This is a genomic window from Micromonospora sp. NPDC051141 (assembly GCF_044455765.1).
Classification (GTDB): Bacteria; Actinomycetota; Actinomycetes; order Mycobacteriales; family Micromonosporaceae; genus Micromonospora.
The window spans coordinates 172,416-195,300 of record NZ_JBITFD010000016.1; the positions used below are offsets into that span (position 1 = coordinate 172,416).

A 22,885-nucleotide genomic window follows, 5' to 3' on the forward strand; every position below is an offset into this window, starting at 1 on the left:
CCCGGCCGTCGTACCCCTGCTCAGGTGTTGCGGGCGTCCCGCTCGCGGGCCTTCAACGCGCGGACCACGCCGTCGCGGCCCTCGGCCACCAGCCGGCGCAGCGACGCCGGCTGGCCCTCGCGGGCCAGCCACGCGTCGGTGGCCGCGACGGTGTCCTCGTCGACCAGGTACGCCGGGTAGGCGAGCTGCACGAACTCCTGCGCCGGCTCGCTGTCCCGCTGCGCCCACACCTGGTCGACGACGGCGAAGTAACGCTCCCGGTAGGGCGCGGTCAGCTCCACCTGCGCCGGGTGGGTGAGGCCCTGCAACAGCGCGCGGTTGCGCCAGTTGGGCAGCGCGTCCGGGCCGGTGAGCTGCGCCCACACCGCGGCCTTGTTCGCCTCGGTCGGCACCAGCGCGTACGCGTACGCGGCCTCCCGCTCGCCGCTGGCGGTGCGGTCGCTCGCCAGCTCGGCCTCCACCTCGGCGGTCCCGGCCGCGCCGTTGGCGACGAGCGACTGGAGCACGGTCCACCGCAGCTCGGTGTCGACGGTCAGGCCGGCCGGCACCCCGCTGCCGTCCAGCCAGCCGCGCAGCGTCGCCAGGTCCTCGCCGGAGCGGGCCGAGGAGACGTACGCCCGGGCCCAGGCGAGCTGGAAGCCGCTGCCCGGCTCCGCCGCGGCCAGCGCGGTCCGGGCGGTCCGGGCCAGGTCGGCCCAGCCGGTCGGCGCCCACTCCGGGTCGGCGTAGAACGTGAGCGCGGTGGACGCCTGCCGCAGCGTGGCGGTCACCAGGTTGATGTCGGTCTCGGCGGTCAGCCCGGCCAGCACCAGCGCCACGTAGTCGCGCGCCGACAGCTCGGCGTCCCGGGTCATGTCCCAGGCGGCCGTCCAGCACAGCGCCCGGGCCAGCGACGAGTCGAAACCGGCGATGTGCTGCACCACTGTCGACATGGACCGCTCGTCCAGCCGCAGCTTGGTGTAGGTGAGGTCCTCGTCGTTGAGCAGCAGCACGTCGGCCGCGGGCTTGCCGTGCAGCGCGGACAGCTCGGTCAGCTCGCCGGTCACGTCCACCTCGACCAGCTCGCGCCGCACCAGCCGGCCGTCGGTCAGGTCGTAGAGGCCCACCCCGATCCGGTGGGTCCGCAGCGTCGGGTGCCCGGCCGGCGCCTCCTGCCGCACCACCACCCGCTCGTACGCGCCGTCGGCGCCGATGGCCACGTCCGGGCGCAGCGTGTTGACCTGCGCGGTCTCCAACCACTGGGCGGCGAACTTGCGCAGCTCCCGGCCGGAGGCCGCCTCCAGCTCGGAGAGCAGGTCGTCGAAGGTGGCGTTGCCCCAGGCGTGCTTGCCGAAGTAGGCCCGCAGACCGGCCAGGAACGGCTCCTCGCCCACGTACGCGACGAGCTGCTTGAGCACGCTGGCGCCCTTGGCGTACGTGATGCCGTCGAAGTTGACCTCGACCGCCTCCAGGTCCGGCATCTCGCAGTAGACCGGGTGGGTGGAGGAGAGCTGGTCCTGCCGGTAGCCCCAGTTCTTGCGAATCGACAGGAACGTGGTCCAGGCGTCGGTGAAGCGGGTGGCGTGGGTGTTGCACCAGTGGCTGGCCCACTCGGCGAACGACTCGTTCAGCCACAGGTCGTTCCACCAGCGCATGGTGACCAGGTCGCCGAACCACATGTGCGCCAGCTCGTGCAGGATCGTGTTGGCGCGCTGCTCGTACTCGAAGTCGGTGACCTGCGACCGGAAGATGTAGTGCGACTCGGCGTGCGTGACGCAGCCGAAGTTCTCCATCGCGCCGGCGTTGAAGTCCGGCACCCAGAGCTGGTCGTACTTGGGCAGCGGGTAGCGCACGCCGAACTTCTCCTGGAAGAAGTCGAAGCCCTGCGTGGTGATCAGGTGCAGGTCGTCCGCGTCGAGGTGGGGCGCCATGCTGGCCCGGCAGAAGTAACCCATGTCGATGCCGTCGTGGGTGTGGCGCACCTCGTGGTACGGCCCGGCGCACAGCGCGGTGATGTAGGTGCTCATCCGCTCGGAACGGGCGAAGTGCAGCGTCTTCATGCCCTCGTCGGCGGCCTCCTCGCGGGCCACCGGCATGTTCGACACGACCTTCCAGTGGTCCGGGACGGTGGCGTGCCAGGTGTAGACGCTCTTCAGGTCGGGCTGGTCGAAGCAGGCGAAGACCCGCTGCGCGTCGGCGGTCTCGAACTGGCTGTACAGGTAGGTCTCGCCGTCGACCGGGTCGACGGTGCGGTGCAGGCCCTGACCGCTGTTCGAGTAACCGAAGTCGGCGTCGACCACGAGGACGTTCTCGGCGGCCAGGCCGGTCAGCGTGAGACCCTGCTCGGCGGACCAGTCGGACAGGTCGACCGGCTCACCGTTCAGCGTGGCCGACCGCACCGTGTCGGCGGCGGCCTCGATGAACGTGGTCGCCCCCGGCTCGGCGCAGCGGAACCGGACCTCGGTCACCGAGCGGAACGTGCGGCCGGTGGGCTGCACGGCGGTCGACAGGTCGAGGCTGATGTCGTACCCGGTCACCTCGAGCAGGCGGGCCCGCTCGATCGCCTCGACCTGGGTCAGGTTGCGCACTCCCGGCACTGTTCGTCTCCATCCCAGTCGTCTCGCCGCGCCCCGCGGCACCGGCCTCCCCGTCCGCTCGTGACGGGCGGTCCGAAACCGAGTCTTCCATGCAGACGCCCCATTCGGCGGCCGAGGTCAGGCTCTCATTCGGGTGCGTATCGATGCGGTGCGGGGTGAGACTCGACAGGAGAAGGCGCCGGGAGTCGGCGCGGGGGGGAATACGCGAAGGGACGATACCGTGACCCAACGTATCACCGCGGACATGTGGTTCGACCCGCTCTGCCCGTGGGCCTGGATCACCTCCCGTTGGCTGCTCGAGGTCGAGCAGGTCCGGGACGTGGACATCCGGTTCCACGTGATGAGCCTGTCCGTGCTCAACGAAGGCCGGGACCTGCCCGAGGAGTACCAGGACATCATGCGCAAGGGCTGGGGCCCGGTCCGGGTGTGCATCGCCGTCGAGCAGGCGCACGGCGCCGAGAAGCTGGCGAAGCTCTACACCGCCATGGGCACCCGGATCCATCTCGGCCGGCAGGACCTGGACCGGGACATGCTGGTCGGCGCGCTCACCGAGGTCGGGCTGGACCCGGCGCTCGCCGACGCCGCCGAGTCGACGCAGTACGACGACGCGTTGCGGGCCAGCCACGAGGCCGGCATGCGTCCGGTCGGCACCGAGGTCGGCACCCCCGTGGTGCACGCGCCCGGTCCGGACGGCGGTCAGGTCGCGTTCTTCGGCCCGGTGATCACGCCGGCGCCGAAGGGCGAGGCCGCCGGCCGGCTCTGGGACGGCGTGCTGCTGGTCAGCGCCACTCCCGGCTTCTACGAACTCAAGCGCACCCGCACCCAGGACCCCATCTTCGACTGAGGCGCAAGGAGGGCCCCCGCTTAACGCCTCCGGTATGGGCGGGGGCCCCTGTCAACAACCCGCGCCACACCGCGCCGCCCGTCACCGGGTTGGTGCGGGGCTCGTTTCACCGGGTGTCCCCGCCGGCGGCCCGCTCGCGGCCGCACCACGGCAGCTCCTGGAGGCGTTCTGAATGGGTAAGCACCGCCGCCTGTCCGACGACGCGACGCAGCCGGCGACCGAGGATTCCGGTGCGACGTACTGGTCGGTGGCCGAAGGCGACTGGCCCGCCGGGCCGGCCGGGCTGGCCGACCTGCTGGCCCCGCCGATCGTGGTCGGGGTGGCCCGGGTGGTGGCCACCTCGCGGGTCACCCCGCCCGAGGCGGACCGCCCCGCCCGCGTCCCGACCCGGTTCGGCCCCGCCGGCCCGCCGGCCGCCGCCGGGGCGACGACGGTACGCCTCAACGCCGGCTCCCGCCCGTCCACGTCACCCCGTCGACCGGCCGGCCCCGGCCGCCACCGTGACCCCGTCGCCTGAGCCGTCCGGCCGTTGAGAAGGGGCCCCACCTCTACCTGAGGCGTTAACCGGGGCTCCCTCCTTTCACCTGGTGGAAGGGGGCGAGTCCGGCGGCGGGGGCGGAACGGGCGCGGGTAGCGTCAGCGGACATGACGGTCGTGCATCCGATCGCCCGGGCCTGGATCACCACTGGCGGCACCGGCGCGCAGAACTACGACGAGTTCGCCGACGACGCGGAGATCACCGCCATCGTCGAGGCGAATCCGCACAGTGCCCTGGGCATCGAGATGCCCCACCGGGCACCGGGCAGCCTGGGCAAGTCCTTCCTCGACGCGCTCCCCGACGCGGTGTCCCGTCTCGCCGAGGCCAAGGCGGACGGCAGCTACACCCCGGCCGAGCAGGTGGTGGTGCTCTACCGGATCAGCGCGCCGGGGGAGGAGAACGCGTACGGGCTGTGGGCCATGGTCGACACCGACCAGATCTCCACCCGCGCCGACGAGCCGGGCCTGGTGATCCGCAACGAGGACGTGTTCATCGCCAAGGTGCGGGAGCGCGTCGCGCTGGCGGAGGCCGTCGGTCACCTGCTCTCACCCGTACTCCTGCTCCAGACCGGGCGCGGCGACGAGCTGCACGCGGCGCTCGCGGCGGCGACCGAGACGGCCGGCGCGCCCGCCGCGACCGACGTCGACCAGTCCGGCCGGACGCACGCGATCTGGCTGGTCGGCCCCGGCCCCGCGCAGGACGAGCTGACCGCGCTGGCCGGTGGCGGTGAGCTGGTGGTCGCGGACGGCAACCATCGCAGCCTGGCCGCGCAGACCGGCGGCTTCCCGCGCTTCCTCGCGGTGGTCACCACGCCCGCGTCGGTCGCCATCCAGCCCTACAACCGGCTGGTCAGCGAGCTGACCACCACCCCGGACGAGTTGCTCGACCGGCTCCGCGCCGCCGGCGCCGAGGTCACCGAGGCCGCCGGCCCGGTCGGCGTCCCGGCCGCCGGCGGCGTCGTGCACCTGCACCTCGCCGGCCGGGGGTACGCGGTGACGCTGCCGCACGTCGCCGCCGGCCGGCTGGAGAACCTCGACCACGCGCTCGTCGAACGGCTGCTGCTGCGCGACGCGCTGGGCCTGGACCCGGGCGACAAGCGGATCACGTACGTGGGCGGCGACTACCCGGCGAACTGGCTCACCGGCGAGGTCGACGCCGGCCGGGCCGAGCTGGCCGTGCTGGTGGCGCCGGTGACCGTGGACGACTTCGTCGCGGTCAACCTGGCCCGGGAGAAGATGCCGCGCAAGAGCACCTGGTTCACCCCGAAGGCGCGGGCCGGCCTGGTCGTCGCCGAGCTGCCCCGCTGAGCACCCGTGTGACGAATCCGCCTCCGGGTCGCCGCCCGCGCGTCGGCCCGGAGGCGGGCCTGTCAGACTGCGCGGTATGCGCGTCTATCTGGGATCCGACCACGCCGGTTTCGAGCTGAAGGTGCACCTGGCCAACCACCTGGCCAAGCAGGGCTACGAGGTGGTGGACGTGGGTCCGCACGCCTTCGACCCGGACGACGACTACCCGGCGTTCTGCCTGCACACCGGCGACCGGGTGGTCGGCGACCCGGGCAGCCTCGGCGTGGTGATCGGCGGGTCCGGCAACGGCGAGCAGATCGCCGCGAACAAGGTGGCCGGCGTCCGGGCGGCGCTCGCCTGGAACATCGACACCGCGCAGCTGTCCCGGGAGCACAACGACGCCAACGTCGTCGCGATCGGCGCGCGACAGCACACGCTGGACGAGGCAACCGCCCTGGTCGAGGCATTCCTGACCACGGCGTTCTCCGGCAACCCCCGGCACGGCCGGCGCATCGCCCAGGTGGCCGACTACGAGCAGAGCCGGCGGCTGCCCGAGCTGCCGGCCTGACGCGTCCCGCCGGGCCCGGCGCGGCCCCGGCGTGGTGGTCAGCGTCCGCCGCGCGGCAGGTCCTCGCGGGGCACCCAGTTGCGGCGCACCAGCACCACCCGTGCCTCGGCCGCGGCGAGGTCGTCCTCGCTGGGGCGGGCGGCGTCCCGGGCCCGCAGCGCGGCGGTGACGCTCACCTGCGACGACCCCGAGCCGACGAGACCACGTAGCCCTCGTTCGCCGTCGTCGGCGGACGGGGCGCCGCGACGCCCGCGAGGCTCCGACGATTCCGGCTCGGCGCGTCTGACGCCGCGCGGCGCCCTGGAGCCGTCGTCCGACGATTCCGGCTCGGCGCGTCTGGCGCCGCGCGGCGCCCTGGAGCCGTCGTCCGACGATTCCGGCTCGGCGCGTCTGACGCCGCGCGGCGGTCGGGGGGCGACGTCGTCGTCGACCGCGGCCGTGGTCGCGCTCGTCTCCCCGGCCGCCGGCGGCTCGGTCGCCTCGCCGTGATGCCGCAGTCTCCGCCGCCGCCGCTCCGCCTCACCCACCCCCCGACCGTACCGCCCGACCGCGCCGCCCACCGGCCTCGTCCGTCCGCGTCCACGCCGGACGATCATGAAGTTGACGGGGACGACCCGGACACCCCGCGCCGCCAACCTCATGATCGTCGGCGTGGGGCGGGACCGGGTGGGTCAGAAGTTCTCCATCGGGGACGGGGCGCGGTGCCAGGTGAAGGCGGGGGTGGCGGCGGTCGACGTGTCCGGGAGCAGTTCGCGGACGCGGCCCGCGGCGGCCAGCGCGGCCGGCGTGGTGCCGCCCAGCAGGAGTTCGCCGAGCGCGCGGACGTCGCAGGCCAACCCGGCCGGCGCGGTGGTGGCCGTGCACTCGGCGCCGGCCGGCCCGCCGACCAGCCGCCACCGGCCGGTGTTCTCCGGCAGCAGTTCGTCGGTGACCTCGATCACCACGTCCACGTCGGTGGCGTACCGGCGGGCGGCGAGCGCGGCCGGCACGTCCACCACCCGCACCCAGAGCGCGTCGGCGAGCTGCGGGGCCAGTTGGCGCGGCTCGTCCACCAGGCGCAGCAGCGGTTCGTCCACGGCGGCGGTCGGGAACGACAGCCGCCGGGTCAGGTCGACCGAGAGCAGCAGCCGCCACAGCGCCAGCGACGCCTCCGGGGTGACGGCCACCACCTCGCCGACCTGCACCTCGCCCCGGGGGACGTCGCCGACCCAGTCCTCCTTCGTCCGGTAGAGCGCATAGCCGTCGAGCCCGTCCGGCCCGTGGTGCAGCAGCACCCGGCGCTCCGTGGCGCCGTCCCGGCGTCCCTTCGCGTCCAACAGCACGTACGCCCACCAGCGCTCGTCCCGTCGGGACCAGCCGGGGCGGTCGGCGCGCGCCCGCTCGTACAGTCGGGCCAACTCGTCGGTGTGCGGGGCCGGCCGGTCCAGGCGCAGCGTGCCCTCGGCGGGCGTCGGGGCGGGCAGCCGCAGCCCGGTGGTGTCCGCGGTCAGCATCAGCCGCTGCGCCGCGGAGCCGTAGCCGAAGCGGGGATAGATGCGGCCCTCGCTGGCCCAGAGCACCGCGACCGGCTCCCGGCCGGCGTCGCGGATCTCGCGCAACTGCCGCCGCATCAGGCCGGTGAGCAGGCCGCGACGGCGATGCGTCGGGGCGACCGCCACCATGCTCACGTGCGCGGCCGGCACGCTCCCGCCCGGTACGGCCAGGTCGCGGCTGAACGCGCCGGCGTGCGCGACCACCGTCCCGCCGTCGCGGACCAGCAGGGAGCGTTCCGGCTCGAAGATCGGGCGCTCGACCTCCTGCACCTCGGGGTCGGTGTCGCCGTGGAAGCAGAGCGCCAGGAAGGCGGCGATCTCGTCGAAGTCGTCGGCCCGGGGCACCACCGCGTCGGTCATCGCCCGTGTCTACCCCATCGCCGTCGGGGTCGGCACCCTATTTGCCGGGTGGCTACCCTCGACAGCGGAGGCGGACGTCGGTCGAGGGGGAGGACGAAGCATGGCGGACCAGACACAGCCGTGGGCGGAGCGCACCGTGGAGGTGCCGCCCCCGCCGGGGGTGGCGCCCTCCCAGCGGGACGCGTTCCAGCGCGGGGTGGCGGCGGTCGGCCGGCCGCGTACGCCCCGGACGGAGCAGTTCCCCACCGTCGAGCATGGGGTGTCCGACGGCTGGGCCGACGCGTCGACGCCCCGCCGGTCGATGAGCTGGCACCTCGCCCAGGCCCGCCGGGGCGGGGAGTGGAGCGCGGCGGGGGCCCTGTTCGCGTTCGTCTGCTGGGGCATCTGGGCGATCTCCGGCCGGGGCAACCTGGTCGCCCCGCTGCTCACGTTCGTGCTCAGCCTGCTCACCGCCGTCGGCCTGTTCGCGTTGGCCCGGCTGCTCGGCCGGTTGATCCTGGAGCGGCAGCTCGGTCGGGTGCGCCGCAGCGCGCGGGGCGCGCACATGATCACCGCGCTGTTCCTGGCCGGTGTCGGGGTGGCCTACCTCCAGCAGACCGAGTGGGTGGTCTCGGCCTGGAACTGGGTCACCGGCAACTGACGTCCGGGACGCGCGGGTCGGTCGGCTTCGGTGCCGCCGCCCGCGCGTCGTCGTCGACACGTCGGGCCGCCCCCGGTCGACGCCGGTTCCATGATCAAAAAGGTGGCGCGGACGCTCGCCGCGGGCGGGCGGCGCTGCCGCCGCCCGCCCGGGCCCCCGGTCGCGGTACGCCGCGACGCCGGCCGTCACTCCACCAGGACGGCGCTCGCATTACCCCGCGCCGCCCGGTTCATCCGTCGCCCGTTGGGCTGAGGGCTCACTGCTCCTCGGCGTCGGCCTTCGGCGAGGCGACCCGCGCGGCGGGGTCCTCGACACCCGGCTCGCCCCCGCCGGGCGCGACCATGCCGTCGTAGTTGTAGACCACGCCGTCGTCGCCGTGCTGCTGCGTGGTCTTGACGTAGCGGTGGATCATGCCGTCGATCTCGATCTCCACCAGGGCCTGGTCAGCCGCGTCCTGGGTGCTGCCGTCCTTGGGCCCGCCCACCAGGTACGCCTTCGTGTTCGTCTCCATGTGGCCGCCCTACCCGCACGCCGTGGGCCGGAAACCGCGGTCCCCGGCCGACGTGCCGGCCGGGGACCGCCCCGGGGACCGCCCGGGTCAGCGCGCCCCGGCCGCGTAGTCGCGGGCCACCCGGACCAGTTCCACCAGGCCGCCGGCGTACTCCTGGGACTCGCCGTGCGCCTCGTCGAAGGGCGGCTGGAAACCGACGCCCTCCCACTGCCCGGTGGTCTCGTTCCAGCGGTCGTTGCCGACCTCGAAGTCCCAGGCGAAGATGCCCAGCTCGTAGTAGAGCTGGTCGGCCGAGTTGCCGGCCGCCGAGTAGAGCACGTCGGCGACCGGGCCGGTCTGCGACGGCCAGGTGACCGTGCCGCGTTCGGCGGCGATGGCCCCGACGATGCGGCGCGCGCTGGCCAGGAAGAGCGTCGACTCGTCGATCGACGGCCGCGGCAGCGTCACCCGGCCGTCCGCCCGGTACGCGCCGGGCGGCCACATGAAGTAGCCGCCGTAGGAGTGCACGTTCATCGCGAACCTGATGTTGGGATGCGCCCGGGCCAGGTCGATCACGTTGCGGCTCTCCGCCTCGGACAGTTCGGCGGTACCGGCGTAGTTGCCGGACAGGCAGTTGGCGCTGGCGCCGACGTACCCGTCGAACAGCGACCCGACCGTGTAGTTGCGGTTGACGTCCACGCCCCAGGTGGTGCGGTACCTCGGGTCGCGGGCGGTGCCGGTGCAGTGGTTGACCAGGTTCTTGCGCTGGAGGTTGTAGTCGTGGAACGAGTAGTTCGCGCCGTCCGGGTTCACGGTCGGGATCACGAACACGTCGACCTGCTCCAGCAGTTGCCGGGTCGCCGCGTCGGTGCGGGCGTTGGCCAGCAGCCGTTCCGCGAACTCCAGCGTGACCAGCGGCGTCGCCCACTCCCGGGCGTGCTCCTGCGAGTACGCGAGCACCCCGACCCGGGAGCCGTCGCGGTGCCTGCCGATCCGCAGCGCCTGCACGGTCCACGGGCGGGTCGGCACCTCGGCGCCCTGGAGGCCGTCGTCGAGGCGTACCGGGCCGGCCACCGGCATCGGCAGCCCGGCCGAGCCGTCCTCCACGGTGGCCCGGAAGCGGCTGCCCTGCCGCGCGTTGATCGCGGCGGCGACGTCGTCGGTGCTGCTGGTCACCTTGCCGGCGGCGTCGGTGGCCAGGGAGACCGTGAGCACCCGGTCCCGGTACCGCACGGTCAGCGGCCGGCTGGCCCCGCCCGGGTCGACGGTACGCGCCTGCACGCCGTTCATGCCCTGGTCACCGAAGCGCACCGACTCCACCACCACGGCGGCCACGGCCGGGTCACCGAGGTACGCGGCGGCGGTGCGGCGGTAGCCCTGGGTGCGGTTCGGCAGGTCGATGACGTCGACCAGGTCGCGGTACTGGCGGCCCAGCCGGGCGATCCGCGCCCTGATGTCGACGGGCGTCAGGTAGGCGTCGATGAAGTCCTTCTGGTAGCCGGCCGGCTGCGGGGGAGGGGTGGCGTCCGGCCAACGCGCCGGGGTGACCGGCCGGCTCGTGCCACCCAGGCTGGAGGTGGCGGTGAACTGCACCGGCCGGCCGGGCACCGGCTGCGGCAGCGCGTAGTGGTACTGGTACTCGCCGGAGTCCTCGAACCGGTACAGCGGGAAGGAGCCGGTGGCGCCGTCCGCCGTCCGCCAGCTCACCGTGATCTCCACGTCCGGGTCGTCGGTGGCGGTGGTGGCCACCTGGGCCTGGAGGAACGTCTTCCCGCCGGTGGTCCACCAGTACGCCTGGAGGAACTGGAGCGTGTCGGCGCCGTCGGCGCGCAGTCCGGCGCGGGTACGGGCCTGCGCCGCGCGGGCGCTCTCGGCGAGCCGCCGGGCGCCGTCGTCGGCGCGCTGCACCACCTGGAGCGCGTCCGCCCCCTGCCGGGTGAGGTCGGCGAGCTGCCGGCCGGTGAGGACGAGGTCGGCGACCGGGTGGCCGTCGCGGGAGCGGGGTCGGTTGGCCAGGTCGGCGCCGCCAGCGACCAGGCGGGCGAGCTGCGCCTCGTCGGCCAGGCGGACCCGGACCAGGGCGGTCTCGGTGGGGGCGAGGGTGATCGCGGGCGCGGCCGGCGCGGCCACGCCGGGACCGGGGTGGGACAGGGCGGCGGTGATCAGGATGCCGGTGGTGGCGAGTGCGGTCCACCGTCGTCGGACGAACAAGGTGCCTCCTGACGGACGTCGATCTCACTGCCCACCAGACCAGTCGAGACATCGACGCCTGTCAAGCTCACTTTCGGTCGCGCCGGTCGCCGGCCGAGCCGTGGTCCACCGGTGGCCGGCGGCGCACCGGCAGCCCCGGTCAGCCGGCGAACCGGTACAGCCGGAACTCCTTCTCCGCGCCGCAGACCAGCACCTCGGTGGTCCAGGAGCACGACTCGCTGCGGATCTGCTTCACCTCGCCCATCTCCACCGGCTTGCCGTCCACCGCCAGCCCGGCGAGCACCCGGTCGTCCTCGTAGCCGCTGGGCGCCTTACCGAAGATCAGCAGGTTGCCGGCGTCCAACCGGACCGCCACCCCGTCCCGGTCGCGCAGCACCGGCTTGCCGTCCGGGCCGAACACGGTCACCGCGTCCCGGGGCGTGTCCCGGGCGGCCAGCAGGTGGTCGCCGAGCGGGACCAGCCGCTGCGCCCCCGGGGCCGGCCAACGCCGGCTGTCCTCGCCGTCGGCCACGACCACCACCCGGGTGCCGTCGGCGCCGGCGCTCGGCACCTCCAACAGGCAGGCGCGATGCTTCCCACAGGTGACCAGTGCCCGCGCCCGGCTGTCCTGCTCCGTCGCCTCGTACCGCACGTCCGGCGTGCCGAGACCGCCGAGATCGTAGGAGACCAACCGCAGACCCCGGTCGCTCTCCGCCACGTACAGCCGGTCGTCCCGGGCCGCCACCGGGTCGTCCAGGTCGGCCACGTTGCTCCGGCTGCGCAGGATCTTCCCGTCGTCCATGGCCACCACCCGCACCGACCGGTCCGCGCCCACCTGGACCAGCCGGTCGGCCTCGCCCGCCCAGGGCGCACGGGGCGAGCCGTCCAGGTACGCCGTGCCGTCGAGCGCCGCCCCGGTGGCGACCGGCACCACCACGGTCCGGGCATCGCCGTACTCGGTGCGCGGATTGGCCTGCGCCCACCGCTGCCGGCCGTTGTCCAACCGCAACCCGACCAGGCGGTTGCCGGCGCGGTCCAGCCGGACCACCGTGTCGGCGCCGACGAAGATCTGGTCGTCGCCCTGGATGCTCACCTCCCACCGCTGCTCGCCCGAGTCGCCGTCGAGCACCGCGAACGGTCGGGGGGTGCTGGAGCCGGAGGCGTCGGCCACCGCGGCCACCCCGTCCGGCAGCGCCCGGACCCCCGCCCACCGGTCGGCGCTCGCCCGGGTCTGCTTCTCCCAGATCCGCCGGCCGGTGGCGGTGTCCACCGCGACCACGTTCAGCCGGTCGTCCGGCCGCGACCAGGCCAGGTAGGCGCGGTCGGCGAGCGTCGCGGTGAACATCTCGCCCGGCCGCTCGTCGCCCGCGGCCACGGTCCCGACCAGCTCCGGCGGGTGGAAGTCCAGCGCCGGGTGCCGGTCCCGGAACACCCAGAGCAGCGTCGCCGCCGTCACGCCGACCACCGCGAGCGCGGCGCCCAGCGCGAGCCACCGGCCGCGCCGTCCGCCGCCGGAGGACGCGCCGTCCGGCGTGCCGGGACCGCCCGCCGGGGGCGCCCAACCCGGGGGTACGCCGGGCGGGGCGTACGTCGGCGCGGGCTGCCCGCCCGACGTCGCGGGAGCGCCACTCCCGGCGTACGGCGGCGCGTGCCGGGCGGGCGGCGCGGCGTACCCCGCGACGGTGGGGCTGGCGACGTCGGCGACCAGCGTGCCGTGCGGGCCGCCGGGCGCGGTGGTCGACGCTCCGGCGGGCGGGCCGGCGACGGTGGTCGCCGCGCCGACGGTCGCCACCCGGTCCTCGGACGTCGGGCCGGGCGTCGGGTGGGCCACGGTCGGGCCCGGCGTCGACGCGTCGCCGGCCGGTGCTCCGGCCGGCGGTCCCCCGGCCGGGGCGGCGGGGCTTCCGGCGGGCGGCCGGGCACCGGGCCGGCCGGCCCGGCGGGGCAGCGGCAGATCGGTCAGCGCCCCCTCGGCGACCGGGAGTTCCGGCTGCTCCAGCACGGTCGGCGCGATGCCCAGCTCGGCGTGGAGCAGCCGGGCCACCAGCGGGATCCGGGTGGAGCCGCCGACCAGGAACAGGCCGGAGAGCTGCTCGGGCCGCACCCCGGCGGCGGCGGTCACCTGCCGGGTCTCGGCGACCGCGCGGGCGAGCAGCGGCGCGGCGAGACGCTCGAAGTCCTCCCGGGTCAGCGGCACGGCCGCCTCCACCCCCGGCACGGCCACCGGCGCCACCATCACCCGCGAGAGCATCTCCTTGGCCCCGCGCACGTTGTCCCAGAGCTGCTGCCGGTCGCGCCGGTCGGCGGTGGTCGCCGGGTCGGTCAGCCGGGCCCAGCGCCCGGGATGGGCCGGACCCACCAGCTCGCCCAGCCGCCCGAGCAGGGCCGCGTCCAGGTCGAGGCCGCCCAGGTCGGCGATCCCGCCGGTGGCGACCAGGTGGAAGCCGGAATCGCCCCACGGGTCGGCGCCCTCGTTGCGCAGCACGGCCACGTCGAGCGTGCCGCCGCCGAAGTCGAACACCGCCACCGCGCCGCCCACCGGCACCGGCCGGCGCAGCACCTGGGTGAAGTAGCGGGCCGCGGCCACCGGCTCGCGCAGCAGGCGGGTGCCGGGCGCGATCGGTCCGGCGAGCGTGTGCTCGGCGGCGGCCGGCCAGCCGGCCAGTTCCAGCGCGTCGTGCAGCACCTGCCGCCGGGCCGGCGGCCAGGCCGCCGGATGCGTCACCACCGCCGGGGGCAGCAGACCGACCGCCGCCACCGCGGCGTCCGCGACCGTCCGCAGCGCCGTGGCCAGCAGCTCCGCCGGCCGGTACGCCCGCCCGCCCAGCTCGACGGTCTCCTCGTCGACCCGCCGTTTCGGGTTCGGCTCGTAGCCGGCCGGGTCGGCCTGGGCCAGGCGCTGGGCGTCCCGCCCGACGTGCAGGTGGCCGGCGGTGTCGGCGTACACGCCGGACGGCAGGATCGGGTGGCCGTCCACCAGCAGCGGCCGGGTGGTCCCGTCCGGCCGGCGCAGCACCGCCACCGTGTTCGAGGTGCCGAGGTCCACGCCGAGGGCGAAACCGTCCTGCTGGCCTGACATCCGTCCCTACCTCCACCCGACGAGGGCACGTCCGGCCCCGCATCGTACGCAGCCCGCGCCGCCCCGAACCTCGCCCGGTACGCGGAATCGGGTGGCCCGGTCGGCCGGTCAGCGCCTACCGTCGCCGCCATGAAGGTGCTCTCCGTGAACGTGGGCCGGCCCCGACCCAACCCCTGGAAGGGGATCGCGTCGACCGGCATCGACAAGCGGCCCGTCGACGGCCCGGTCGCGGTCAGCGCGCCCGGCCCCAAGGGCGCCGGCGAGGTCGGTCTGGCCGGTGACCGGGTCTACGACGTGGCCCACCACGGCGGCACCGACCAGGCGGTCTACGCGTACGCCCGGGAGGATCTGGACCGCTGGCAGGCGGAGCTGGGCCGGCCGCTGGGCAACGGCAGTTTCGGCGAGAACCTGACCACCACCGGGGTGGACGTGAACGGCGCGCTGGTCGGCGAGCGGTGGCGGGTCGGGGCGGAGTTGGTGCTGGAGGTCTCCTGCGCGCGCATCCCGTGCGGCACGTTCCAGGGCTGGCTGGGCGAGCAGGGCTGGATCAGGCGGTTCACCCGGGCCGCGGTGCCGGGGGCGTACCTGCGGGTGGTCGAGCCGGGCGCGGTCCGGGCCGGTGACCCGGTGGAGGTCGTGCACCGGCCGGACCACGAGGTGACCGTGGCGTTCCTGTTCCGGGCCGTGACGACGGAGCCGGACCTGCTGCCCCGGGTGCTGGTGGCCGACGCGCTGCCGGCGGAGGACGCGGACCGGATCCGGAGGCGACTCGGCGGCTGACCGCCGGTCGGGCGGTGGAGCGGTGGAGCGGGCGACGGGAATCGAACCCGCGTAGTCAGTTTGGAAGACTGAAGCTCTACCATTGAGCTACGCCCGCGAGCGCCCCGCGTCGACGGGGCACACGCGACAGCGTACCGAATCCTCCGCCCCGCCCGCGCATCCCCCACCGGCGGACCGCGCGCCCCACGCGGGCACGTGGTGCCCCGGTCACCCGTGGAGGGGCCCGGACGGCATACACTCTTTGTCGCCACGGGGTGTGGCGCAGCTTGGTAGCGCACTCGCTTTGGGAGCGAGGGGCCGTGGGTTCAAATCCCGCCACCCCGACTGTCGTTCGCGACCGGATCGTCCCGGGAACCGCCGGTTTCTCCGCGCGGTACCCGGGCCCTGCCGATGCCGCAGGCCGACTCGCCTACACTCGATGCGCGCAATCACGCCCCAGAATCGACACCCAGATCCGTCAAGGAGTACGCCTGTGAAGAGCACCGTCGAGACTCTGAGCCCGACGCGCGTGCGGCTCGCCATCGAGGTGCCGTTCGTCGAGCTCGAGCCGAGCCTCAAGAAGGCGTACCGGGAGATCGGGCAGCAGGTCCAGGTTCCCGGCTTCCGCCGGGGCAAGGTTCCCAGCGCCGTGATCGACCAGCGGGTGGGCCGGGGGACCGTCCTCAACGAGGCGATCCAGGAGGCCATCCCGCAGAACATCCTCGCCGCGGTCCGGGAGCACGACCTCAAGACGCTCGGCCGTCCCGAGGTCGACATCACCGAGTTCAACGACGGTGACTCGCTCAACTTCACCGCCGAGGTCGACGTCCGCCCGGAGATCACCCTGCCGGACCCGGCCACCATCGAGGTGACCGTCGACGAGATCGAGATCGCCGACAGCGAGATCGACGAGCAGGTCAACAGCCTGCGCGAGCGGTTCGCCACGCTGAAGACGGTGGAGCGCGCCGCCCAGGACGGCGACTTCGTCCAGATCGACCTGAACGCGACGGTCGACGGCGAGGACGTCCCCGGCGGTTCGGCGAGCAACATCTCGCACGAGGTCGGCAGCAAGCAGCTCCTGCCGGGGCTGGACGAGGCGCTTGTCGGCCTGGCCGCCGGCGACAGCACCACCTTCACCACCCAGCTCGTCGGCGGCGACTTCGCCGGCCGCGACGCCGAGGTGGCGGTGACCGTCCGCACGGTGAAGGAGAAGGAGCTCCCCGAGCTCGACGACGACTTCGCGCAGATGGCCAGCGAGTTCGACACCATCGAGGAGCTGCGCGCCGACCTGCGCGAGCGGGTCACCCGCGGCAAGCAGGTCGAGCAGATCTACGCCGCCCGTGACAAGGCGCTGGAGCAGATGGTGGCCGCCGCCGAGGTGCCGGCGCCGGAGGGTGTCGTCAAGGAGGAGGTCGAGAGCCGCAAGGCCGCGATGGTCGACCAGCTCGAGCGCATCGGCGCCTCCCTGGAGGAGTACCTCGCCGCGGAGGAGAAGACCGAGGAGCAGATCGACGCCGAGCTGACCGAGGCGGCGACCGACGGCGTCAAGATCCAGCTGCTGCTGGACACGCTCGCCGACGCGGAGGACGTGCAGGTCTCCGACGACGAGTTCGGCCACGAGATCGTGCACCGGGCGCAGCGCGCCGGCATGGCCCCGCAGCAGTACTACGACCAGCTCGCCCGCTCCGGCGCCGCCGCGGCCGTCTTCGGTGACGTCCGTCGGGGCAAGGCGCTCGCCGCGGTGATGGAGAAGATCAAGATCAAGGACGCGGCGGGCAACGAGGTCTCCCTCGACGCGCTGCGGGCCCAGAACGAGGCCGAGCACGACCACCAGCACTGATCGTTCCGGCGACGGCCGCCGTCCCGCGCTGCGCGCCGGGCGGCGGCCGAAACCCTTTCCGGGGTACGCCCTGCGGGTGACTGCGCTGAGAGCGAACAGTGCCCCGACCGGGAGTACGCCCGTAGGGCGAGCGGTTAGTGTCGGACAGGACGGTACGGAGAGCGAAGGGCTGCCATGACCGACATGCACATCCCCAAGAAGTCGCTCCGGGCGATCGAGGCCCGCGGTGGCGACTCCATTGGCAACCTCGACGACTCGGTCTACAACCGGTTGCTCAAGGAACGCATCATCTTCCTGGGCAGCGAGGTGAACGACCAGGTGGCCAACCGCATCTGCGCGCAGCTGCTGCTGCTCGCCGCGGAGGACCCGGACCGCGACATCTTCCTCTGGATCAACTCGCCGGGGGGCTCGGTCTACTCCGGCATGGCGATCTACGACACCATGCAGTACATCGACAACGACGTGTCGACCGTGGCCATGGGCATGGCCGCCTCGATGGGTCAGCTGCTGCTCTGCGCCGGCACCAAGGGCAAGCGCTACGCCCTGCCGCACGCGCGGATCATGATGCACCAGCCCTCGGGTGGCCTCGGCGGCACCGCGTCGGACATCGCGATCCAGGCCGAGCAGATGCTCTACACCAAGCGGATGTTCCAGGAGCGGGTCGCGCACCACACCGGCCAGTCCCAGGCGCAGATCGAGGCGGACTCGGACCGCGACCGCTGGTTCACCGCCCAGGAGGCCATGGACTACGGCTTCATCGACAAGGTGATCATCGGGGCCGCGCAGGTTCCGGATGGCGCCGGGACCCTGAGCTGACCGAGGAGCTGACGATGACCGACCTGAGCCTGCCGCCCCAGTTCGCGGCCGTGCACAACCGCTACGTCCTGCCGTCGTTCGTCGAGCGCACGTCGTACGGGATGAAGGAGTCCAACCCCTACAACAAGCTCTTCGAGGACCGGATCATCTTCCTCGGGGTCCAGGTGGACGACGCGTCGGCCAACGACGTGATGGCCCAGCTGCTGACGCTTGAGGGCACCGACCCGGACCGCGACATCATCATGTACATCAACTCGCCCGGTGGCTCCTTCACCGCCATGACGGCGATCTACGACACCATGCAGTACGTCCGGCCGGACATCCAGACCGTCTGCCTCGGGCAGGCGGCCAGCGCGGCGGCGGTGCTGCTCGCGGCCGGCACGCCGGGCAAGCGCATGGCGCTGCCGAACTCGCGGATCATCATCCACCAGCCGGCCACCGAGGGCGGCTACGGCCAGGGCTCGGACATCGAGATCCAGGCCCGGGAGATCCTGCGGATGCGGACGCAGCTGGAGGACATGCTGTCCCGCCACTGCAACCGGCCGATCGACCAGGTCCGTAAGGACATCGACCGTGACAAGATCATGACGGCCGAGGAGTCCAAGGAGTACGGGCTGGTCGACACCATCCTGACCAGCCGCAAGAAGGGTCTGCTGGCGACTCACGCCGCGGGCTGAGCACGAACGGGGTCGGAGGTCGGCCGGGGGCGGTTCCCGGCCGACCTCTGACACACCCGTTTTGGGGGTCGGAGAAAACCCGGCCACCGGGTAACGTCGGGTCTGTACCGCTCCGGGGTCGGATCGGGGGATCCGACAGCACAGCAGGACGACAGGACGGACGGGCGCGGTGGCGTCCGCAGGTCAGGGCCGGCGCTCCGGCCGATGAGTGCAGGGAGAACGTAGGTGGCACGGATCGGTGACGGCGGCGACCTACTGAAGTGCTCCTTCTGTGGCAAGTCACAGAAGCAGGTCAAGAAGCTCATCGCGGGCCCCGGGGTCTACATCTGCGACGAGTGCATCGATCTCTGCAACGAGATCATCGAGGAGGAGCTGGCCGAGTCCGGCGAGGTGAAGTGGGAAGAGCTTCCCAAGCCGATGGAGATCTGCCAGTTCCTCGACAACTACGTCGTCGGTCAGGAGCAGGCCAAGAAGGCGCTCGCCGTCGCGGTCTACAACCACTACAAGCGGATCCAGGCCGAGGCCGCGGGCGCGCCCGGTTCCGGCAGTGACGGCGTCGAGCTGGCCAAGTCCAACATCCTGCTGCTCGGCCCGACCGGGTGCGGCAAGACCCACCTGGCGCAGACGCTGGCCCGGATGCTCAACGTCCCGTTCGCGATCGCCGACGCCACCGCGCTCACCGAGGCGGGGTACGTCGGCGAGGACGTGGAGAACATCCTCCTCAAGCTGATCCAGGCCGCCGACTACGACATCAAGCGCGCCGAGACCGGCATCATCTACATCGACGAGGTCGACAAGATCGCCCGCAAGTCGGAGAATCCGTCGATCACGCGCGACGTCTCCGGCGAGGGCGTGCAGCAGGCCCTGCTGAAGATGCTGGAGGGCACGGTGGCCAACGTGCCGCCGCAGGGCGGTCGGAAGCATCCGCACCAGGAGTTCATCCAGATCGACACCACGAACGTGCTGTTCATCTGCGGTGGCGCGTTCGCCGGCCTCGACCAGATCATCGAGTCCCGCACCGGCTCCGGCGGCACCGGCTTCGGCGCCCGGCTCCGGTCGGTCTCGGAGCGGTCGACCGACGACATCTTCAGCCAGGTCATGCCGGAGGACATGCTGAAGTTCGGCCTGATCCCGGAGTTCATCGGCCGACTCCCGGTGATCACCAACGTGCGCAGCCTCGACCGCAGCGCGCTGGTCCGGATCCTCACCGAGCCGCGCAACGCGCTGGTCCGGCAATATCAGCGGCTGTTCGAGCTGGACGGCGTCGAGCTGGAGTTCGAGCAGCCGGCGCTGGAGGCCATCGCCGACCAGGCCATGCTCCGCGGCACCGGCGCCCGTGGGCTGCGGGCGATCATGGAGGAGGTGCTCCTCTCCGTGATGTACGAGGTGCCGAGCAACCCCGACGCCGCCCGGGTGCTGATCACCCGCGAGGCCGTCCTGGAGAACGTCAACCCGACGATCGTGCCCCGCGAGTTCACCGGCCGGCGTCGCCGGGACCGCGAGGAGAAGTCGGCCTGACCGCCCGTCGCGACCGCGCCCGGGTCAGCTCGGGCGCGGTCCGCGTGAGCGGGTCCGGCGGTCCCACTCGCCCGACGGGGTGACCGCCACCATCATCAGCCGCACCGGCTCGTCGCCGGCCGTGCGGTAGCCGTGCTCCCGGTCGGCGTGGAACTCCACCGTCTCGCCGGCCTCCACCCGGTGGTCGACGCCGTCGACGGTGACCGTGACGGCGCCGTCCAGCACGTGCAGGATCTCCCGGGTGCCGTGGGCGTGGTCGGGCGAGTGCAACGCCTCGCCGGGCCGCATCCGCCAGTCCCAGAGCTCCACCAGGTCGGGCTCGCCCAGACCGCTGAGTAGGCGGGCGACGCCGCCGTGCGCGCCGCGCCACAGCACCGGCGCCTGGTCCGCCCGGGTGATCCGGACGGTGCTCTCCTCGGCCGGCTCCAGCAGCCGGGCCATGCTGACCCCGAACGCGTCGGCGACCCGGCAGAGCGTGCCGATGCTCGGGTTGGTGCGGGCGCCCTCGATCTGCACCAGCATCCCCTTGCTGACCCCGGACCGGCCGGCGAGTTCCTCGAAGGACCAGCCGCGTGCGGCTCGCAGTTCGCGTACCTGCCGGGCGACCGCGGCGGTCACCGCGCCCACCCGCCCACCGCTTTCGGTCATCATACTATCCTTCACGGTCACTATTGTGATACGACTACCGGATGCTTCCCATTGTGCTCGCCGCGGTCTCCGCGATCGCGTTCGGCACGGCCGACTTCTCCGGCGGCAAGGCATCGCGGCACGCCGACCCGATCGCCGTGACCGTGCTGTCGCAGATGATCAGCCTGCCGCTGCTCGGTGTGCTGGTGCTCGTCGTGCCCGGCGCGCCGACCGGCGTCGACCTGGCCTGGGGCCTGCTCGCCGGCGTGGCCGGCGCGGCCGGCGTGGTGCTGCTCTACCGCGCGCTCGCCACCGGCGTGATGGCGGTCGTGGCACCGGTCACCGCGATCACCGCCGCGATCGTGCCGATCGTCGCCGGCCTGCTCGTCGCGGACTCCCCGGGCACCGTCGCGCTGGGCGGCGCCGGGCTGGCCGTGGTGGCGATCGCCCTGGTGAGCCTCGGCGAGCGCGGCGGCGCCGGCCGCGTCTCGGGGCGGATCATCGGCACCGCGCTCGCCGCCGGCCTGCTCTTCGGCATCTTCTTCGCGCTGCTCGGGCAGGCCGACGAGCGCGCCGGCATGTGGCCGGTGCTGGCGCTGCGCGTCAGTTCCATCGCGTTCGGCCTGGCGCTCGCCGCCCGCGCCGGTGTCCGCCTGCGGCTGGGCCGGCGGGTGCTCGGCTGGGCCGCCGCGGCCGGACTGCTCGACTCCGCGGCGAACGCGCTCTACCTCGCCGCCGCCGCGCGGGGCCATCTCAGCGTGGTGGCGGCCATCGCGTCGCTCTACCCGGCGAGCACGGTGCTGCTCGCGCTCGCCGTGGACCGGGAACGGCTACGACCGGTGCAACTGGCCGGGCTCGGGTTCGCCGCCGCCGCGCTCGTTCTGGCCAGCGTCTGAGCCCTGTCGTCAGGCGGCCGGCAGCCGTACCCTCTCCTCATGCGCGTCGCCGTCTGCCAGCTCAACGCCCGCGACGACCGGGCGGCGAACCTCGCCGCCGCCGAGGCCCTGCTGGTCCGGGCCGCGGCGGCCGGCGCCGACCTGGCCCTCCTGCCGGAGTACGTGGACTACCTCGGTCACGCCGACCGGATGCCGCCGGCCGAACCGGTCGACGGCGAGGTGGGTCGGTTCTTCGCCGAGACCGCCCGCCGGCTCGGCCTCTGGGTGATCGCGGGCTCGTTCCACGAGGCCGGCCCGGACCCGGCGCACACCTGGAACACCTCACTGGTCTTCGACCGTGCGGGCGCGCTCGCCGGCGCGTACCGGAAGATCCACCTGTACGACGTGGAGATCCCTGGCCGGGTCTCCTATCAGGAGTCGGCCACGGTCGCCCCGGGGGAGAAGCCCGTGGTGGTCGACGTCGAGGGCCTCCGCGTCGGCCTGTCGATCTGTTACGACCTGCGGTTCCCGGAGCTCTACCGGCAGCTCGCCGTCGACGGCGGCGCCGAACTCCTGGTCGTGCCGGCCGCGTTCATGATGCACACCGGGCGGGACCACTGGGAGGTGCTGCTGCGGGCCCGGGCGATCGAGAACCAGTGCTTCGTGGCGGCGGCCGGCCAGACCGGTGACCACGATCCGGGCCGGACCTGTTTCGGGCGGAGCATGGTGGTGGACCCGTGGGGGACGGTGGTGAGCCAGGTTCCGGACGGTCCGGGTCTGGCGGTCGCCGAGGTGGACCTGGAGCGGCTGCGGACCATCCGGGCCGAGCTGCCCAGTCTCGCCAACCGCCGGCTCTGACCCGGCTCAGGTCTCCAGGAGCACACCCAGCACCGCGAAGCAGGCGATGGCCGCGGCGGTGACCAGCAGCGCGGTGGTCATCCGGGACGGGCCCCGACGGACCAGCCGTCCCATCGACAGCACCAGCACGGCGAGCACGAACGCGCCGATGACCAGTTGCCAGAACGGCAACAGGAGACCGAGCAGAGCCTCCTCGGCGAGGGCCGGGAGCCGGGACAGGTCAGCCATGCGGACCACTCTGGCACGGCGGGCCCCGATCCGGACCTCCCCGCGAGTGCCGTCCCCGGAACCCGGGTCGCCAGAGACAATGACGATCATTGATTTGCCTTCCCGGGTGGCACCGCGTAACTTTCTCTCTGCACGCGGGAAGCCGGGGCAAACCGGCAGAGAGCGGGCACCAGGATGGTGGCGGTGACGCCGAGCCAGACTGAGGATTCGGGCGGTGCGGAAAGACTCCGGGAACACGGGGTTGCAAACGCGAAGCCGACCGGGTAGAGTTCGGAAGCCGGCAGGGAGCCGGGCGGGTGGCTGCGAGAGCGGCGCCGGCCGGTCCGCCGGAAACCACGACTAGCAACGACCGCCGGGTACGGCGTGCGTCAGCGTGGATCGGCTCGAACCAAGGTGATCACCTCGAACCTGAGGTTGACAGCGAAAGTCGAGCCGGGTAAGTTGGAGAGGTTGCCCCAAGCGGGGGTCCTGCGATGCAGGGCTTCGGGTTGGTGTGTGGTTGTTCTTTGAGAACTCAACAGGGTGCTTGATAAGCCAGTGCCAATTGTTTTATACCCCGTGCTGGGCAGGCTTTCGGGTCTGTT

At 73.3% G+C, this 22,885-nt stretch carries 19 protein-coding genes, 2 tRNA genes and 1 pseudogene; 13 read left to right on the forward strand and 9 right to left on the reverse strand.

Features of this window, described 5'->3' with window-relative positions:
• Positions 1-20: 20 nt before the first annotated feature.
• Entirely contained in the window at positions 21-2,567 is a 2,547-nt protein-coding gene (pepN, locus tag ACIA6B_RS27025; RefSeq protein WP_396777480.1) for an aminopeptidase N, read from the reverse strand.
• Positions 2,568-2,820: 253 nt separating this feature from the next.
• On the opposite strand from pepN, the gene ACIA6B_RS27030 reads away from it, so the two are divergent.
• The 4 genes from ACIA6B_RS27030 (at position 2,821) to ACIA6B_RS27045 (ending at position 5,812) form a co-directional block, all read left to right on the forward strand.
• Positions 2,821-3,420 (forward strand): disulfide bond formation protein DsbA, encoded by a 600-nt coding sequence (locus ACIA6B_RS27030; protein ID WP_396777529.1) that lies wholly within the window; start codon positions 2,821-2,823, stop codon positions 3,418-3,420.
• A 172-nt stretch (positions 3,421-3,592) separates the two neighbouring features.
• On the forward strand, positions 3,593-3,937 hold the full coding sequence (locus tag ACIA6B_RS27035; RefSeq protein ID WP_396777481.1) for a hypothetical protein: 345 nt from the start codon (positions 3,593-3,595) through the stop codon (positions 3,935-3,937).
• Between the two features lie 128 nt (positions 3,938-4,065).
• The gene (locus ACIA6B_RS27040; protein ID WP_396777483.1) at positions 4,066-5,265 is read left to right on the forward strand and encodes a DUF1015 family protein; all 1,200 of its coding nucleotides are present in this window, start codon (positions 4,066-4,068) and stop codon (positions 5,263-5,265) included.
• 76 nt (positions 5,266-5,341) lie between these two features.
• Positions 5,342-5,812, forward strand: a complete 471-nt coding sequence (locus ACIA6B_RS27045; protein ID WP_396777485.1) for a ribose-5-phosphate isomerase — start codon at positions 5,342-5,344, stop codon at positions 5,810-5,812.
• Between the two features lie 38 nt (positions 5,813-5,850).
• Here ACIA6B_RS27045 and ACIA6B_RS27050 read toward each other — a convergent pair.
• Together ACIA6B_RS27050 and ACIA6B_RS27055 are read right to left on the reverse strand one after the other, a co-directional pair.
• Positions 5,851-6,069 (reverse strand): annotated as a pseudogene (locus ACIA6B_RS27050) (hypothetical protein); the annotation flags it as partial.
• A gap of 414 nt (positions 6,070-6,483) precedes the next feature.
• Entirely contained in the window at positions 6,484-7,704 is a 1,221-nt protein-coding gene (locus tag ACIA6B_RS27055; protein ID WP_396777486.1) for a GNAT family N-acetyltransferase, read from the reverse strand.
• Between the two features lie 100 nt (positions 7,705-7,804).
• Between ACIA6B_RS27055 and ACIA6B_RS27060 the strand changes: the two genes are divergently transcribed.
• Positions 7,805-8,344, forward strand: a complete 540-nt coding sequence (locus ACIA6B_RS27060) for a hypothetical protein (protein WP_396777488.1) — start codon at positions 7,805-7,807, stop codon at positions 8,342-8,344.
• 256 nt (positions 8,345-8,600) lie between these two features.
• On the opposite strand, the gene ACIA6B_RS27065 is transcribed toward ACIA6B_RS27060, so the two are convergent.
• The 3 genes from ACIA6B_RS27065 to ACIA6B_RS27075 all read right to left on the reverse strand — a co-directional run bounded on the left by ACIA6B_RS27065 (position 8,601) and on the right by ACIA6B_RS27075 (position 14,103).
• Positions 8,601-8,855: a hypothetical protein gene (locus ACIA6B_RS27065; RefSeq protein WP_396777490.1), complete on the reverse strand. Its 255-nt coding sequence runs from the start codon at positions 8,853-8,855 to the stop codon at positions 8,601-8,603.
• 87 nt (positions 8,856-8,942) lie between these two features.
• On the reverse strand, positions 8,943-11,045 hold the full coding sequence (locus tag ACIA6B_RS27070) for a M14 family zinc carboxypeptidase (RefSeq protein ID WP_396777492.1): 2,103 nt from the start codon (positions 11,043-11,045) through the stop codon (positions 8,943-8,945).
• A 139-nt stretch (positions 11,046-11,184) separates the two neighbouring features.
• Positions 11,185-14,103 carry an Hsp70 family protein gene (locus ACIA6B_RS27075; RefSeq protein ID WP_396777494.1) on the reverse strand — a complete coding sequence of 973 codons (2,919 nt, stop codon included), beginning with the start codon at positions 14,101-14,103 and terminating at the stop codon, positions 11,185-11,187.
• Positions 14,104-14,232: 129 nt separating this feature from the next.
• Between ACIA6B_RS27075 and ACIA6B_RS27080 the strand changes: the two genes are divergently transcribed.
• Positions 14,233-14,883 carry an MOSC domain-containing protein gene (locus ACIA6B_RS27080; protein ID WP_396777495.1) on the forward strand — a complete coding sequence of 217 codons (651 nt, stop codon included), beginning with the start codon at positions 14,233-14,235 and terminating at the stop codon, positions 14,881-14,883.
• Positions 14,884-14,906: 23 nt separating this feature from the next.
• Here the strand turns inward: ACIA6B_RS27080 and ACIA6B_RS27085 are convergent.
• Positions 14,907-14,980, reverse strand: a tRNA-Gly gene (locus ACIA6B_RS27085).
• A 153-nt stretch (positions 14,981-15,133) separates the two neighbouring features.
• Between ACIA6B_RS27085 and ACIA6B_RS27090 the strand changes: the two genes are divergently transcribed.
• From ACIA6B_RS27090 to clpX, 5 genes are all read left to right on the forward strand, one after another.
• Positions 15,134-15,207: transfer RNA gene (locus ACIA6B_RS27090), tRNA-Pro, on the forward strand.
• A 148-nt stretch (positions 15,208-15,355) separates the two neighbouring features.
• A complete protein-coding gene (gene tig / locus ACIA6B_RS27095) occupies positions 15,356-16,702 on the forward strand; it encodes a trigger factor (RefSeq protein ID WP_158273812.1) in 1,347 nt (448 codons plus the stop codon).
• Between the two features lie 174 nt (positions 16,703-16,876).
• Complete coding sequence (locus ACIA6B_RS27100) at positions 16,877-17,518, forward strand: ATP-dependent Clp protease proteolytic subunit (protein ID WP_089158260.1); 642 nt, start codon at positions 16,877-16,879, stop codon at positions 17,516-17,518.
• Between the two features lie 14 nt (positions 17,519-17,532).
• A complete protein-coding gene (locus tag ACIA6B_RS27105; RefSeq protein ID WP_396777498.1) occupies positions 17,533-18,195 on the forward strand; it encodes an ATP-dependent Clp protease proteolytic subunit in 663 nt (220 codons plus the stop codon).
• A gap of 225 nt (positions 18,196-18,420) precedes the next feature.
• Positions 18,421-19,713: an ATP-dependent Clp protease ATP-binding subunit ClpX gene (clpX, locus tag ACIA6B_RS27110; RefSeq protein ID WP_396777500.1), complete on the forward strand. Its 1,293-nt coding sequence runs from the start codon at positions 18,421-18,423 to the stop codon at positions 19,711-19,713.
• Between the two features lie 24 nt (positions 19,714-19,737).
• Here the strand turns inward: clpX and ACIA6B_RS27115 are convergent, their stop codons facing one another.
• The gene (locus ACIA6B_RS27115) at positions 19,738-20,361 is read right to left on the reverse strand and encodes a helix-turn-helix domain-containing protein (protein ID WP_396777502.1); all 624 of its coding nucleotides are present in this window, start codon (positions 20,359-20,361) and stop codon (positions 19,738-19,740) included.
• Between the two features lie 41 nt (positions 20,362-20,402).
• Between ACIA6B_RS27115 and ACIA6B_RS27120 the strand changes: the two genes are divergently transcribed.
• Positions 20,403-21,236, forward strand: coding sequence for an EamA family transporter (locus ACIA6B_RS27120; protein WP_396777504.1), 834 nt, complete (start codon positions 20,403-20,405; stop codon positions 21,234-21,236).
• A gap of 39 nt (positions 21,237-21,275) precedes the next feature.
• Positions 21,276-22,073, forward strand: coding sequence for a carbon-nitrogen hydrolase family protein (locus ACIA6B_RS27125; RefSeq protein ID WP_396777505.1), 798 nt, complete (start codon positions 21,276-21,278; stop codon positions 22,071-22,073).
• A 6-nt stretch (positions 22,074-22,079) separates the two neighbouring features.
• Here ACIA6B_RS27125 and ACIA6B_RS27130 read toward each other — a convergent pair whose 3' ends face one another.
• Positions 22,080-22,301 (reverse strand): hypothetical protein, encoded by a 222-nt coding sequence (locus tag ACIA6B_RS27130; RefSeq protein ID WP_396777507.1) that lies wholly within the window; start codon positions 22,299-22,301, stop codon positions 22,080-22,082.
• Positions 22,302-22,885 lie beyond the last annotated feature (584 nt).